Source organism: Stenotrophomonas rhizophila, assembly GCF_020857975.1.
Lineage (GTDB): Bacteria > Pseudomonadota > Gammaproteobacteria > Xanthomonadales > Xanthomonadaceae > Stenotrophomonas > Stenotrophomonas rhizophila_C.
Genome location: NZ_JACWUO010000002.1, coordinates 236,109 through 250,842, shown reverse-complemented (window position 1 = coordinate 250,842; position 14,734 = coordinate 236,109). Strand labels below are relative to the sequence as shown.

The 14,734-nt window shown below is 68.5% G+C and carries 12 protein-coding genes, 1 tRNA gene and 1 pseudogene; 10 read left to right on the top strand and 4 right to left on the bottom strand.

The genetic code is table 11. From position 1 onward, the window contains the following. Positions 1-2 precede the first annotated feature (2 nt). The 3 genes from IC535_RS03060 to trxA all read right to left on the bottom strand — a co-directional run bounded on the left by IC535_RS03060 (position 3) and on the right by trxA (position 4,370). Positions 3-1,637, bottom strand: coding sequence for a CHASE2 domain-containing protein (locus IC535_RS03060; RefSeq protein WP_228884299.1), 1,635 nt, complete (start codon positions 1,635-1,637; stop codon positions 3-5). Next, on the bottom strand, positions 1,634-3,298 hold the full coding sequence (locus IC535_RS03055) for a FecR domain-containing protein (RefSeq protein ID WP_228884300.1): 1,665 nt from the start codon (positions 3,296-3,298) through the stop codon (positions 1,634-1,636). Before IC535_RS03055 ends, IC535_RS03060 begins: the two co-directional genes overlap by 4 nt. A gap of 211 nt (positions 3,299-3,509) precedes the next feature. After that, the gene (gene trxA, locus IC535_RS03050; RefSeq protein ID WP_228884301.1) at positions 3,510-4,370 is read right to left on the bottom strand and encodes a thioredoxin; all 861 of its coding nucleotides are present in this window, start codon (positions 4,368-4,370) and stop codon (positions 3,510-3,512) included. A 125-nt stretch (positions 4,371-4,495) separates the two neighbouring features. Here trxA and IC535_RS03045 point away from each other — a divergent pair, with 125 nt between their 5' ends. The 8 genes from IC535_RS03045 to IC535_RS03010 all read left to right on the top strand — a co-directional run bounded on the left by IC535_RS03045 (position 4,496) and on the right by IC535_RS03010 (position 11,669). Then, complete coding sequence (locus IC535_RS03045; RefSeq protein WP_228884302.1) at positions 4,496-5,131, top strand: DUF998 domain-containing protein; 636 nt, start codon at positions 4,496-4,498, stop codon at positions 5,129-5,131. A 225-nt stretch (positions 5,132-5,356) separates the two neighbouring features. Next, the gene (gene leuS / locus IC535_RS03040; protein ID WP_228884303.1) at positions 5,357-7,996 is read left to right on the top strand and encodes a leucine--tRNA ligase; all 2,640 of its coding nucleotides are present in this window, start codon (positions 5,357-5,359) and stop codon (positions 7,994-7,996) included. A gap of 131 nt (positions 7,997-8,127) precedes the next feature. Next, positions 8,128-8,733 carry an LPS assembly lipoprotein LptE gene (lptE, locus tag IC535_RS03035; protein WP_228884304.1) on the top strand — a complete coding sequence of 202 codons (606 nt, stop codon included), beginning with the start codon at positions 8,128-8,130 and terminating at the stop codon, positions 8,731-8,733. A 29-nt stretch (positions 8,734-8,762) separates the two neighbouring features. Further along, complete coding sequence (gene holA, locus IC535_RS03030) at positions 8,763-9,800, top strand: DNA polymerase III subunit delta (protein WP_228884305.1); 1,038 nt, start codon at positions 8,763-8,765, stop codon at positions 9,798-9,800. Between the two features lie 5 nt (positions 9,801-9,805). Then, complete coding sequence (nadD, locus tag IC535_RS03025) at positions 9,806-10,471, top strand: nicotinate-nucleotide adenylyltransferase (protein ID WP_228884306.1); 666 nt, start codon at positions 9,806-9,808, stop codon at positions 10,469-10,471. A 97-nt stretch (positions 10,472-10,568) separates the two neighbouring features. Then, positions 10,569-10,967: a ribosome silencing factor gene (rsfS, locus tag IC535_RS03020; RefSeq protein ID WP_228884508.1), complete on the top strand. Its 399-nt coding sequence runs from the start codon at positions 10,569-10,571 to the stop codon at positions 10,965-10,967. An 85-nt stretch (positions 10,968-11,052) separates the two neighbouring features. Then, on the top strand, positions 11,053-11,523 hold the full coding sequence (gene rlmH / locus IC535_RS03015) for a 23S rRNA (pseudouridine(1915)-N(3))-methyltransferase RlmH (protein ID WP_228884307.1): 471 nt from the start codon (positions 11,053-11,055) through the stop codon (positions 11,521-11,523). 69 nt (positions 11,524-11,592) lie between these two features. Beyond that, positions 11,593-11,669, top strand: a tRNA-Asn gene (locus tag IC535_RS03010). 66 nt (positions 11,670-11,735) lie between these two features. Here the strand turns inward: IC535_RS03010 and IC535_RS03005 are convergent. Next, a pseudogene (locus IC535_RS03005) lies at positions 11,736-11,930 on the bottom strand (alanine--tRNA ligase-related protein); the annotation flags it as partial. Between the two features lie 11 nt (positions 11,931-11,941). Here IC535_RS03005 and IC535_RS03000 point away from each other — a divergent pair. Continuing rightward, positions 11,942-12,190 carry a hypothetical protein gene (locus tag IC535_RS03000; protein WP_228884308.1) on the top strand — a complete coding sequence of 83 codons (249 nt, stop codon included), beginning with the start codon at positions 11,942-11,944 and terminating at the stop codon, positions 12,188-12,190. Positions 12,191-12,856: 666 nt separating this feature from the next. Further along, complete coding sequence (locus IC535_RS02995; protein ID WP_228884309.1) at positions 12,857-14,668, top strand: glycosyltransferase; 1,812 nt, start codon at positions 12,857-12,859, stop codon at positions 14,666-14,668. The last annotated feature ends 66 nt before the right edge of the window (positions 14,669-14,734 follow it).

The following is a 14,734-nucleotide window of genomic DNA, read 5'->3' as shown; positions in this document are numbered from 1 at the left end:
CCCTAGCCCGCGTCGGCACCATCGTCGGTGACGTAGCCGTTGCGGCCGGCTGCCTTGGCGCGGTACAGCGCGGCGTCGGCACCTTCGAAGAAATGGTGCGGCTCGGTATGCGCGCCGGGCACGCGGGTGAACACCCCCACGGTCAGGGTGATCCGGGTGGTATCGCCGGGGCTGGCGGGAACCTCCATGCCGCGCGCGCAGGCGAGCAGGTCTTCGACCACCAGTGCCGCGCCATCGGCGGCGGTGTCGGGCAGGATCAGCGCGAATTCGTCGCCGCCAAAACGCGCGGCCATGTCGCGTGGGCGGCGCGCGTGCGCGCCGATGGCGCTGGCGATCTGGCGCAATACGTTGTCGCCGGCGTGGTGGCCGTAGATGTCGTTGTGGTGCTTGAAGTGGTCGACGTCGATCAACACCAGGCTCAGCGGGCGGCCACTGCGGCGGCCGGCGTCGTGTTCCTGCTGCAGCGCCTGTTCGAAGCGCAGCCGGTTGCCCAGCCCGGTCAGCGCATCGCTGTTGGCCTGCCGGCGCCATGCGCTGATCCGGCACAGCACCCAGGCCAGGATCGCCGCCAGCATCGCGGTCAGCGCCGCGGCCGGGGCGAACCACAGGTTGCCGGCGCGCAGCAGCACGAAACTCAGCAGCAGGGTCAATGGCAGTGCCAGCAGGGCGCTGGCCGCCGCCCGCGGCAGGGTCAGGCCCAGGCAGCACAGCGCTACCAGCACTCCGCTCAGCAGGTCCTGCCAATAGGTCGGCAGCAGGGTGATGACCTTGTCGCCGAGCAGCATCGAGGCCACGTTGGCCTGGTACTCGCTGCCGCTCATCCAGCGTTCGCGGCTGGTCGGGGTCAGCAGCCGTGGCGCGATGCCACTGGCGGTCATGCCCACCAGCACCAGCCGCCCACGCAGCATCGCCGCATCGACCTTGCCGTCGAGCACGTCCACATAGGACACCTGCGGGAAGCGTTCCGGCGGCCCGGCATAGCGCACCCGCACATAGTGGTCGCGCCGCCACTGGTAGGGCGAGGCCTGGTCCGGCTGCGGGTCGCGCAGGCCGGGCATCGGGCCGTGGCGGTCGGCCAGCGCCAGGCCCAGGGCCGGCCAGTGCGGTGAGCCGATCCCGGCGGTGAGGTAGAGCCCGCGCGCCACCCCATCGGCATCCACTTCGACATCGCTGTGGCCCAGGGTGGCCGCGTTGGCGGTGATCAGCGGGATCGGCAGCAGTTCCTCGGCCATGCGCGGGCCGCTGGCCGGCGCGGCCAGCACCGGCAGCACCACGTGCCCGTTGCGCCGGATCGCGGCGGCCAGCTCGGCATCCTGGGCGTTGTCCTGGCGGTCCGGCTCGGACAGCATCAGGTCCAGCACTACCCGGGTGCTGCCGGCCTGGGTGAGGCGGTCGAGCAGGCGTGCGTGGGTGGAGCGCGGCCACGGCCATTGGCCGATCTGCTGCAGGCTGTTGTCGTCGATGGCCACGATCAGCAGGCGCGGATCGGGTGGGTAGTCCCAGCGGCCGACATAGGCGTCGTAGACCGCCTCGTCCTGCTGCCAGAACCAGTGCCAGTGGCTGGCCGCCGCGGCAAGTGCGCCGAACAGCAGCGCCACCGCGATCCGCTGCAGCCAGGGCAGCGCCCGCGGTTTCACAGCAGCAACCACAGCAGCAGGGCGCCGCCGCCGGCGCCATAGCAGGTGCGGCAGGGCAGTTTGACCTGCTGTGCCGGCGAGAACGGGCCGAGGTAGCCGTCCTCGTCGATGTACTGCACGCGCACATGCAAGGTGCCGCGCCAGGGGCGCTTGAGGGTTACCTCGGGTTGGTCGAGTTCACGGTCCAGCAGCGGCTGGGCGAAATCGCCGCGGCGGTCCAGCTGCACACGGTAGCGTTGCCCGGCTTGCCCGGCCTGCCAGCGCAGGGTCAGCTGGCCCTTGGCCGCCTGCGGCGGTTGCAGGGCCGGGTCCACCGGCGCGTCGCTAATGGTCAGCGCCACCGGTTGCCCGAAGCGGCCGCGGTGGCCGTTGCCATCGCGCGAGGCCACCCGCCAGAAATAGGCGCCGGGGGGCAGGTCGCGGGCCGGGCGCAGGTGGGTGCCGCGGCTTTCCTGCTCCAGCACCGGTTGCAGGAACTGCGCATCGTGGGCGATCTGCAGCACGCTGGTCTCGGCGCTGCCGACCTGGCTCCATTCAAAGCGCGGGCGCGCGCTGTTGATGGTCTGCTGGTTGACCGGGCGCACCGTCAGCGGGGCCGGCGGCTGGTCGCGGACCAGGAAATCGCGCTCGGCATCCAGGCCTTCCACCCCTTGCGCGTTGACCGCGCGCACCAGTACCCGCAGTTCGCCCGGCGGCAGGTCGGGCACGCTCAGCGCGGTGGCGCGGGTGTCCTGGGCGAACAGCAGGATTTCCGGCTGGTCGGCGCGCACCACTTCGGCCCGGTAATGGTCGGCACCGGCCACCGGCGACCACGCCAGCTGCGCCGGCAGCGGGTCCAGGCGCAGCTGCGTGCGGTCCAGCACGGGCGCCGGCAGCAGGGTTTCCATGGCGCCGGGCGCGGTATCGGGCGAATCGCTGCGGGTGGCGTGGCCCGGGGTGACCAGGCGTTGGCCGCGGCGGTTGCCCACCTGCACCTTGCCTTCGATCACTTCGGTGGCGGCACTGCGCCCATCGCCGCCGGCGCTGACCCGGAACACGGTGCCGCGCACGCTGCTGGTGGCCGTGGGCGCATCGATGATGTAACGCGAGGCCGGGCCCTTGGCGGGGGTGACCCGGTTGCTGCTGCGGCCCTGTTCCAGGCGCAGCCGGGTATCGACCATGCCGGTGTGGCCGTAACGGCTGAGCTGGTCCAGGCGCAGCCGCGAGTTCTCGCGCAGCTGCAGCCGCGAGTCGTCGGCGAAGGCGATGGTGACGCTGGCATCGGCGCCGGTCACCAGGTGCTGGCCGATCCTGAGCAGGTCGCCCTGGGCCACATCGCGCAGGCCAGGCTGGTCGGTATCGCCGACCTGGACCGGGCCCCGCGTGGCCAGTACCCGCGCCGGTGCCGGCTGTACCTGCAGCCAGGCCACCGGGAAGCGCAGCTGGGTACCGGGCGGCAGCCGGTACGGGTCGACTACGCGGTTATGGGTCTGCAGCTGTTCCCAGGGCACCGAGGGTTTGAGGTAACGCGCGCCGAGATCCCACAGGGTATCGCCCGGGCGGACCCGGTAGTTCCAGTCCTGGGCAAGCGCGGGGAACACGGACAACAACAGCGCCACCAGCATCGGCAGGCGGGCATACGGCGCACAACGGTGCGGCAAATGGCTCGAACTCACGGTCATCAGGGCCCTGCTGGGCGGGGCCTGGCCGTGCGACCACGATGGCCCCGACCACATCCCCCCGAATGGATCGCGGCGTCCAATGCGCCACGCCGGCATTATCGCCCGGGAGCCGTGCAGGGTTTCTGAACGTGATCTCGATCACGCCCAGAAACCGCACAATCCGCTAGGAGGCCGGCGGTCGTCCGCTCGCAGGCGTGGCGGCGCCGGCCGCTCAGAACAGCAGGGCGGCCATGCGGCGGCGGTAGCGGCCGACCAGGTCCTCGTCGCCGATCACCTTGAAGGCGTCGATCAGCAGCTTGCGCGGCAGCCCCTCGTTGAAGCTGCGGTCGCGGCGCAGCATCTCCAGGAACTGCTCCAGTGCGCCCTCGTCGTGGCCGTCCAGCAGCAACTGCACCCCGCGCAGGTGGCGCGCCTGCAGGTCATCGCCATTGGCGGCGATGCGCGCGTCCAGCGCGGCGGCGGCCGGGGCATCGTGCAGCGCGCTGGCGAAATCCAGCCGGGCGCGGGCGGCGATGGCGCGGTCATCGGTGGACAGGTTGGCCGGCAGCGCGTCGATCAGGGCGCTGGCCTCGGCGCTGGCGCCGGTCTGCAGCAGGGCCAGGGCCAGTTCGAGCTTGAGCACGTCCTTGTCCGGTTCGGCCACGATCGCCGCGCGCAGTACATCCACCTGGGCCTGCGGGTCCAGCGGTTCGGGATCGGCGGCTTCGGCCGGGGCCGGCGCGTCGGCCGGGACGATGCCGTGCTGGGCCAGGAACTCGCGCAACTGGCCTTCGGGCAGCGCGCCGGGGAAGCCGTCGACCAGCTGGCCGCCCTTGACCAGGAACACGGTGGGCACCGAGCGGATCTGGAAGGCCGCGGCGATCTGCTGTTCCTGGTCGACGTCGACCTTGGCCAGTTCGAAGGCGCCGTGGTATTCGCCGGCCAGTTTCTCCAGCATCGGGCCCAAGGTCTTGCAGGGCTCGCACCAGGGGGCCCAGAAGTCGACCAGCACCGGGGTCTGCAGCGACTTCTGCAGCACCTGGGCTTCGAAGGTTTCGGTGGTGGCGTCAAAGACGTGGGGCAATTCGCTCATGGTCTGGAATCAACATTGAAGATGTACGCAGTTTATGGGTCCGCCTGCGCGGCGACGCAAGCCCGTGGCCGCGATCGGTGCAAACCGGTGACAATGCGCGCCTTCCTTACACGCAGGCGCGCCTCATGCCCTTCATGCAACGTATCGACCGCAGCATTGGCGCGGTGGCCGCGGCCCTGTTCGTGGCGGCGGTGGTGGGCTTCGGTGCGGCCCTGCCGGGTTACCACGCGCTGCGCCACCCGGTGGCCCTGCTCGGCGCCACCGGGGTGCCGCATGCGCAGGCCTTCAATTGGCTGGGCCTGGTGCTGCCGGGGGCGCTGGCCGCGGCGGTGGCGCTGCGCCTGCTGATCCTGATGGACCGCCCGGCGCCGGCCGCCGGCAACGGCGTAGGCATCGCGGGCAAGGCGGTGCGGGTGGGCCTGCAGATGCTGATGCTGGCCGGCCTGGGCTTTGCCGCCATGGGGCTGCTGCCGCTGGATGCCACCGACATCGACAGCCCGGCCAGCCAGTTCCACGCCAGTGCCTGGATGGTATGGGTGCTGGCCTTCGTGCCCGGTGCGTTGATGGCCGGCGCTGGCGCGCTGCGCCTGCCCGGGGCGCGTGCGCTGGCATGGCTGCACCTGGGCTGCGGCGCGGCGATGCTGCTGGCCGCGTTCGTGCTGCAGGCGTGGTTGCCGGCGCCGCTGGCGCAGCGGCTGGCGTTTGCCTGCTGGGTGGCGTGGTTGCTGGCCGCGGTGCCGCTGGCCCGGCGCTGCCGCTGAGCGTAGGGCGGGGCCGGCACAGCCGCCGCGTCGCTTTCGGCCTGCTGCCGGTCGTCGCCGCGCCGCCACGCGCGGCCGGCACCCCGGCCGGTTTCCGCTCTGGCTGGCAATTCCCTGATAATTCAAGGGGATGAGGCGATGAATGGATGGGGGCGCTGCCGTCGATTGGAGCCCCATGCCGCACTGCGGTACGCTGTCCCGCTTTGCCGCCGCACTAGCGTTTCCATGACCAGCGTCGAACCCAACGTTTACGATCCGCAGCAAGTTGAATCGGCCGCCCAGAAGTTCTGGGACGCCACCCGTGCCTTCGAGGTCACCGAGACTTCGGACAAGCCGAAGTTCTACTGCCTTTCGATGCTGCCGTATCCGTCCGGTGCGCTGCACATGGGCCACGTGCGCAACTACACCATCGGCGATGTGATCAGCCGCTACAAGCGCATGACCGGGCACAACGTGCTGCAGCCGATGGGCTGGGACGCGTTCGGCCTGCCGGCCGAGAATGCCGCGATCAAGAACAAGACCGCGCCGGCCAAGTGGACCTACGCCAACATCGAGCACATGCGCAGCCAGTTCAAGGCCATGGGCTATGCGATCGACTGGTCGCGCGAGTTCGCCACCTGCACGCCGGAGTACTACGTCCACGAGCAGCGCATGTTCACCCGGCTGATGCGCAAGGGCCTGGCCTACCGCCGCAACGCGGTGGTCAACTGGGACCCGGTCGACCAGACCGTACTGGCCAACGAACAGGTCATCGACGGCCGCGGCTGGCGCTCGGGCGCGCTGGTGGAAAAGCGCGAAATCCCGCAGTGGTTCCTGCGCATCACCGATTACGCCCAGGAACTGCTGGACGGCCTGGATGAACTGCCGGGCTGGCCCGATTCGGTCAAGACCATGCAGCGCAACTGGATCGGCCGCTCCGAAGGGCTGGAAATCCAGTTCGACGTGCGCGACGCCGACGGCAGCGCGCTGGACCCGCTGCGGGTGTTCACTACCCGTCCGGACACCGTGATGGGCGTGACCTTCGTATCGATCGCCGGCGAGCACCCGCTGGCCCAGCACGCGGCCAGGTCCAACCCGGCGCTGGCCGCGCTGCTGGCCGAGATGAAGCAGGGCGGCGTGTCCGAGGCCGAACTGGAAACCCAGGAAAAGCGCGGCATGGACACCGGCCTGCGCGCCATCCATCCGGTCACCGGCGCCCAGGTGCCGGTGTGGGTGGCCAACTTCGTGCTGATGGGCTACGGCACCGGCGCGGTGATGGCCGTCCCCGGCCACGACCAGCGCGACAATGAATTTGCCAACAAGTACGGCCTGCCGATCCGCCAGGTGATCGCGTTGAAGTCGCTGCGCAAGGAAGAAAGCGCGTACGACGCCACCCGCTGGCAGGACTGGTACGGCGACAAGACCCGCGAGACCGAGCTGGTCAACTCCGAAGAATTTGACGGGCTGGATTTCCAGGGCGCCTTCGAGGCATTGGCCGAGCGTTTCGAGCGCAAGGCCCAGGGCCAGCGCCGGGTGAACTACCGCCTGCGCGACTGGGGCGTGAGCCGCCAGCGCTACTGGGGCTGCCCGATCCCGGTGATCTACTGCCCCAAGTGCGGCGCCCTGCCGGTACCGGAAGAGCAGCTGCCGGTGATCCTGCCGGAGAACGTCAACTTCGTCGGCACCGGTTCGCCGATCAAGGCCGACCCGGAATGGCGCAAGACCACCTGCCCGGACTGCGGCGGCGCGGCCGAGCGCGAGACCGACACCTTCGACACCTTCATGGAGTCCAGCTGGTATTACGCCCGCTACACCTCGCCCGGCGCCCGCGATGCGGTGGACAAGCGCGGCAACTACTGGCTGCCGGTGGACCAGTACATCGGTGGCATCGAGCACGCCATCCTGCACCTGATGTACTTCCGTTTCTTCCACAAGCTGCTGCGCGATGCGCGCATGGTGGACAGCAACGAGCCGGCGCAGAACCTGCTGTGCCAAGGCATGGTGATCGCCGAGACCTATTACCGGGCCAACCCGGACGGTTCCAAGGACTGGATCAACCCGGCCGACGTGGATGTACAGCGCGATGAGCGCGGCCGCATTGTCGGCGCCACCCTGATCGCCGACGGCCTGCCGGTGGTGATCGGCGGCACCGAGAAGATGTCCAAGTCCAAGAACAACGGCGTGGATCCGCAGGCGATGGTGGGCAAGTACGGTGCCGACACCGTGCGCCTGTTCTCGATGTTCGCCGCGCCGCCGGAGCAGTCGCTGGAGTGGAATGAGGCCGGTGTCGACGGCATGGCGCGGTTCCTGCGCCGGTTGTGGACCCAGGTGGAAAAACACGCCGCCGACGGTGCCGTGGTGGCGCTGGACGTGGCCGCGCTGGACACCGCGCAGAAGGCGCTGCGCCGCAAGACCCATGAAACCATCGGCAAGGTCGGCGACGACTATGGCCGCCGCCACAGCTTCAATACCGCCATTGCCGCGGTGATGGAGCTGATGAACGCGCTGGCCAAGTTCGACGATGCCAGCCCGCAGGGCCGCGCGGTGCGCCAGGAAGCCCTGCAGGCCACCGTGCTGCTGCTCAACCCGATCACCCCGCATGCCAGCCATGCGCTGTGGCAGCTGCTGGGCAACGCCGAGACGCTGCTGGAAGACCAGCCGTTCCCGCAGGTGGACCCCACCGCGCTGGTGCGCGATGCGGTGACCCTGGCGGTACAGGTCAACGGCAAGCTGCGCGGCACCATCGAGGTGGCCGCCGATGCGCCGCGCGATCAGATCGAGGCGTTGGGCCTGGCCGAGCCGAACGCGGCCAGGTTCCTGGACGGCCTGACCGTGCGCAAGATCATCATCGTGCCCGGCAAGATCGTGAACATCGTGGCCGCCTGACGGCGTAGAGCCGGGTTCTACCCGGCTGCTTTAAAGCGGGGCAGAGCCCCGCTCTACGTGTTACGTTCACGCGGCATCGGGCATCTTCTATGCCTGTTGCCGCGCCCGCCCGGCTCCCCCAGACTGTGCCCATGACCCGATTCCTGCTTGCCCTCGTCCTGACCGCGACCCTTGCCGGGTGTGGCTTCCATCTGCGCAACAAGTTGATGCTGCCGGCCGACACCGCTGCGGTGAAGGTGGTCTCCACCGCGCCGTACAGTGAACTGGCCAAGCTGCTGCGCCGGGGCCTGCAGTCCTCCGGGGCGCAGATCGCCGAGGCCGACAGCAGCGAACCGGCCGCGCAGCTGCAGGTGCTGTCCGAACGCTGGGGCGACCTGCCGATCGCCATCGATGCGCAGGGCCGCGCGCAGGAATACAGCCTGCGCTATGCGGTGATCTTCATCTTCCGCCGCGAAGACGGCAGCGAACTGGTGCCCCAGCAGGTGATCGAGCTGTCGCGCGACTACGTGTCCCCGCCCACCGACGCCACCGGTACCACCACCGAACGCGAAATCCTCGCCGACGAACTGCGCCGGGAAATGTCCGCCTCGATCATGCGCCGCATCGACAGCGTGGTGCGTGCGGAAATGGAGCATGGGCGGATTCCGGCCAAGGCCGGCACCGCCGTGCCGGCCACCCCGGAGGTGCCGGCGGTGACGCCGGCCGAACCGCCGGCGACCAAGCCGCAGGGGCACTGACCGCTCCGTCCGCGGACCGGCGCGCCAGGATGGAACTGCGACCCGAACAACTTGCCAGCCAGCCGGCCAGCCAGGCCCTGTCCCCGGTGTACCTGATTGCCGGCCCGGAGACCCTGCGCGTACTGGAAGCGGCCGATGCGGTGCGCGCCCGGGCCCGCGCCGACGGCATCGACGAGCGCGAAGTGTTCGACGCCGACGGCCGCGATTTCGACTGGAACCAGGTCCAGGCCAGTTTCAACGCGCCCAGCCTGTTCAGCCCGCGCCGGCTGATGGAACTGCGCCTGCCCAGCGGCAAGCCGGGCAAGGACGGCGCCGAGGTGATCAGCCAGTTCTGCGCCGACCCCGCGCCGGATGTGATCCTGCTGATCACCTGCAACGAATGGAGCAAGGCCCACCAGGGCAAGTGGGCCGAGGCGGTCAACCGGGTCGGCGTGCTGTCGGTGGCCTGGGCGATCAAGCCGCACGAACTGCCGGACTGGATCGAGCGCCGCCTGCGCACGCAGGGCCTGCGCGCCGACCCGGCCGCGGTGCAGCGGCTGGCCGAGCGGGTGGAAGGCAACCTGCTGGCCGCCGCACAGGAAATCGACAAACTGGCGCTGCTGGCCAGCGGCCAGACCCTGGATGTGGACACCATGGAATCGCTGGTGGCCGACGCTGCCCGCTATGACGTGTTCCGGCTGCTGGAGGCCACCTTCTCCGGGCAGCCGGTGGCGGTGCTGCGCATGCTGGCCGGCCTGCGCGGCGAGGGCGAGGCGGTGGCGGCGTTGATGCCGATGGTGATCCGCGAGCTGCTGTCCACCGCCGCGCTGGCGCGGATCCAGGCGCGTGGCGGCAATCTCGGCGCGGAGATGAAGAGCCGCGGCATCTGGGAATCGCGCCAGGCGCCGTTCAAGCGCGCCCTGCAGCGCCATCCCGAACCCAAGCGCTGGGAGCGTTTCGTGGCCGAAGCCGGCCTGGTCGACCGCATGGCCAAGGGCCGTGCCGATGGCGACCCCTGGCTGGGCCTGGAGCGGCTGCTGGTGGCGGTGGCCGAAGCCCGTGCGGTGCGCCTGCTGGCCCGCGCCTGAGCGATATGGGCCTGCGCATCCATTACGGCGGCACCTTCGACCCGGTGCATTGCGGCCATCTGGCGATCGCGCGCGCCGCGCGCGACCACCTGCAGGTGGCCGTGCGGCTGCTGCCCGCCGCCGATCCGCCGCACCGCCCGGCACCCGGCGCCAACGCCGAACAGCGCGCGCAGATGCTGGCCCTGGCCATCGGCGAGGAGCCCGGCCTGTTGCTGGACCGCCGTGAACTGGAGCGCGCCCGGCGCCAGCCCGGGGTGCCGTCCTACAGCGTGGATACCCTGCGCGAACTGCGCGCCGAACTGGGCCCGCACCAGCCATTGGCGTGGCTGGTCGGGGCCGACAGCCTGCTCGGCCTGCCCGGCTGGCATGAATGGGAGGCCCTGTTCGGGCTGGCCCATTTCATTGTCGCCGCCCGCCCGGGCAGCTCGCTGGAACAGGACCTTCCGCCGGAACTGGCCGCCGCCCTGCAGGGCCGCTGGGCCAGCCACGAGCGCGAACTGCTGGGCACCCCGGCCGGCCGCCTGCTGCGCCTGCAGGCCCCGCTGCGCGGCGAATCGGCCAGCCAGGTCCGCCAGCAGATCGCCATCGGCGGCCCGTGGCGGGCCCTGCTGCCCGAACCGGTGGCCGACTACATCGCCGACCACGGCCTGTACGGCGCGGCCGGCCCGTGAATACGCGCAGGCCCCCGGGCCCGTATAATCAGCCCCACATTTATCGAGTTCACCCGCTTTGAGCAACCAAGCCCAGCCCCAGACCATCAAGGTCCAAATGCCGAACCCGGCGCCCTCCGTCACGCAGCTGCTGGAGTGCGTGCGCAAGGCCACCGAAGAACTGAAGGCCAAGGATCTCGTCGAGATCGACGTGATCGGCAAGTCCAGCGTCGCCGATTACATGGTGATCGCCTCGGGCACCTCCAGCCGCCATGTGAAGTCGATCGCCGATGAAGTGGTCAAGTTCGCCAAGCAGCTGGGCGTGATGCCGCTGGGCGTGGAAGGCGAGCGCGAAGCCGAATGGGTGCTGGTCGATCTGGGTGACGTGGTGGTGCATGTGATGCTGCCGCGCGTGCGCGAGTTCTACGCGCTGGAGCGCCTGTGGACCGTTGGCGACCAGCCGCCGAGCCTGCTCGACGACGCCGATGACGACGAGTACCACCACAACGCGCGCTGAGCGGCGGCGTTGCAGGTCACGATGACGGCGCCGATGGCGCCGTTGTCATTTCAACGGCATCGTGCCCGATGCCGGGAGAGTGCAGATGAAGGCCAGGTTGATCGCCACCGGTGAGCGCGCCCCGTCGTGGGTGGCGCAGGGATTTGCCGAGTACCAGAAGCGGCTGTCGCATTGGCTGCCGTTCGAGCTGGTGGAAATCGAGCCGGGCCTGCGTGGCAAGGGCCGCGATGCGCGCCGCGCCACCGAGGACGAAGGCCGCCGGGTGATTGCCGCCCTGCCGAAGAACGCCTACGTGGTGGCGCTGGATGTGCCCGGCCGCCAGCTCAGTTCGGAACAGTTGGCGCAGCGGCTGGAACACTGGCGCGGGCAGGGCAGGGACCTGGCCTTCCTGATCGGCGGCCCGGAAGGGCATTCGCCGGAGGTGTCGGCCCTGGCCGATGAAAAATGGTCGATCGGTCCGTTGACGCTGCCGCACATGCTGGTGCGGCTGGTGGTGGCCGAGCAGCTGTACCGCGCCGCGGCGATGCTGGCCAACCATCCGTATCATCGGGCCTGACCGCGCGGCCGAAGGAATCTTCGCCAAACGGGTTACATCCTGCGGAAAACGGGCTACAATGCGCACCCCGCCCGAATAGCTCAGCCGGTTAGAGCACTTGACTGTTAATCAGGGGGTCGTTGGTTCGAGTCCAACTTCGGGCGCCAAGTTTTGCAAGCCTCGCAGCGATGCGAGGCTTTTTTTTGGTTCTTCTCCCATCTGAGGGGAGAAAGCACACGGCCGATCCGCTCTTTCGGGATGCCGACCATGTCACGCCACAGCGTGTAGGCCTCGTCGTCGGCCTGGTAGACGGTGACCAACAGGCGCTCGGCCGGCAGCTTCCAGACCTGGGTCAGCAGTTCCCAGGCCCAGGCGATGGCATCCTTCTTGAAGTAGTCGCCGAACGACCAGTTGCCCAGCATCTCGAAGCCGGCTGTGGATGGCCACCCTGGCGATGCTGGCTGCGGCCGGCATGGCCGTGCTGGGCGTGGGCTATGCCGTGCACGGCGCCGACAAGACACTGGATGAGGCGGCGCGGCGGCGTGCCGAAATCGCCTGGCTGGACCGGATCGCCGGGGCCGACCTGGTGCCTTGCGGCGAAGACCGGCTCTGTGCGCGCATCGATGAGAAGGCGGCACGCCTGGGCCAGCAGAAGCAGTACCGGGTGATTGCAGTACGCAAACCCTGACCGATAGCCGGGCAGTACGCCGGTCGGCCCAGCCAAGGGGCCGCAGCTGATGTCCGATATCGGTCAATGAGTGCACGTGGTGGAAACACACGCCGACGGCATGGGGCGGCACGCAGGGGTAACACCCCCTGCCGCCGCGTCGGTGCACGACGGCCCGGCAAATCCAGCCGTGCCTGCCCAAACAAGTAAAGCACGCACTGGCCGCCGTTGCTCTGCTCGTTGATCTTCAATGCGGAAATCCACGCATCTGGGAGAAGAACCTTTTTTGCCCATCGCCCAGGGGCGGGAAGGCAGAAGGGCGGGGCAGCGCTATTTGGGAGCACCCTTGGCCCAGCTCAGTGAACCGAGGCCGTTGCCATTCTTGCAGCCGTCCAGGCGCGCAGTCCCAGTCCACCGGGTTCACGGCACGCTGACAACGCGATGGGCAGATTGAACCGTCGCACGGAGGGGGGGGCTGCGCTTGTTCCGGGTCGCCATGCAGGCGTGTGCCGATGGGGCAAAGGAGTTTTGTCCGGAGCAGCACATGCAGTGGGTAGCGCTGCGACGCCAGGCGGTGCAGGGACGTGGAGAATGCCGCGCGTAGCGCATGCCAGGCCTGTCCCGCTCAGGTCCGGTGCGATGTGAACGCTCGAAGGGACCGTCACCGCAGTTACAGGGCGAACTACCATGGATGCAGTATTCTTTTCGGCGTTTTTCAATGTGGTTGGTGGCTTCATCCTCTATGCCCGCTACCGGCTTGCAGCCACGCAGGATGGGATATGGGGCGGCATCTGGGCGGTGGGCGCGGTCGTCGCCGCGGCGCTCACCTGGCAGGTGACGGGCCGGCTTGATGGCGTTGTGCTTCCGCTGGCCTCGGGGCTGTTGCTGGCCATCTGCACACGCCTGCGTCTGCCGCTGCTCACCACGTTTGGATTTGGCTACCTGGCCTGCGTGTTCTGTCTGCCGGTGGGGGTGCTGGTGTTGCTTACGGGCCTGCTCACGCATGCCGGTCTGCCGGTGATGGTGGTGGCAGGTGGTTACCTGCTGATGGCCGTTTCGTTGCTGGTAGCCATCTTTGGCACAGTCTGCGCGGTGCTCTCGGACCTGCCCCGCTACACGATCGCCTTTCCGCGGCTGCATGCAGCTCAGCAGGCCATCGCGGCGGGTGCTCGGCAGGACGCGCCAAAGGTGTCCATCCACGTCCCCTGTTATGCGGAACCTCCTGCTTTGGTGATCGCTACGCTGGATGCGATCGCACGGCTGGACTACCCGGATCTGGAGGTGCTGGTGATCGACAACAACACCAAAGACCCCGCACTGTGGCAGCCGGTGGCCGCGCACTGCGCGAGCCTGGGCGACCGGTTCCGCTTCTTCCATGTCGACCCGCTGACCGGGGCCAAGGCAGGCGCGATCAATTTTGCGCTGCGGCATACCGACCCCGCGGCCGAGCTGATCGCGCTGGTCGATGCCGACTATCTAGTGCATGCCGGTTTCCTGAAACATTTCACCCCGTTGTTCGAGGACCCGCAAACCGGATTCGTGCAGACCAGCCATGATTATCGCCAGTGGCGCGACAACGATTTTCTGTCCGCGGTGTATCACCACTATCTGATCGGCCACAAGACCGTGCATCCGGCCTTCAACGAATACGGCGCGGGTTACCTGGTGGGGACGGTGTGTCTGGTCCGGCGCAAGCTGATCGAAGCGCTGGGGGGCTGGTCGGAGCACAGTCTTACCGAGGATCTGGAGATGTCGATGCGGATCATCGCGGCCGGTTACAAAGGCCATGTCTTCGCCGAAACCTGGGGCAGGGGACTGATCCCGGAGACGATGGAGGGCATCAAGAAGCAGCAGTTTCGCTGGTGGGCCGGAGCCAACCAGGAGTTCCGGATGCACTGGCGTCGCTACTTCGGCCTGGCCGATGGCGAACAGCTCACGCTCTGGCAACGCAGTTTCCGCTTCCATGCCACTCTCAAGGACATGTTCTTCGCTGGCGGCTTCGTACCAGATGCGGTGCTGATCGCGATCTGTGCCTGGTCGGTGACCAATGATCGGCTGCTGCCGGTACCTGGCGGCGTGCTGCTGGCGCTCGCTTCGCTGATGCTGGTGGCCAACATCAAGGTGCTGATCGGGGTGAGGGAACTGGGCAGTGACAGCGCGCGCGATTATTTGTTGACCCTGATGTTGAAGGGGGCGCTGCGCTGGACCGGGATCATGGCGTTCGTCATTCCGATATTCCGCTCGAACCTTGCCTGGATCAGGACCAACAAGTTCAAACAGTCGAGCAGTCTGGCCCGCGCCGTGCACTCATCCCGGGTTGAGACACTGATCGCGATCGGTTATTTCGCGTCGGCTGCGGTGTTGTTCTACTTCGCCGATTTCCGGCAGTTCGACATTTTGGCTTTGGTGTCGGTGTGGATGTCCATCAATGGCGCCTCCTTTCTGTGCACGTTAATCATGGCTTTGCTGGCCGAACGTTCGCTCCACGCCGGCGAGTAGTGTTCCCGGTGCCGGTATGGTCAAGGCTGGCCGGGCCGTGGATGCTGTACATCGGCACGTTGCCGG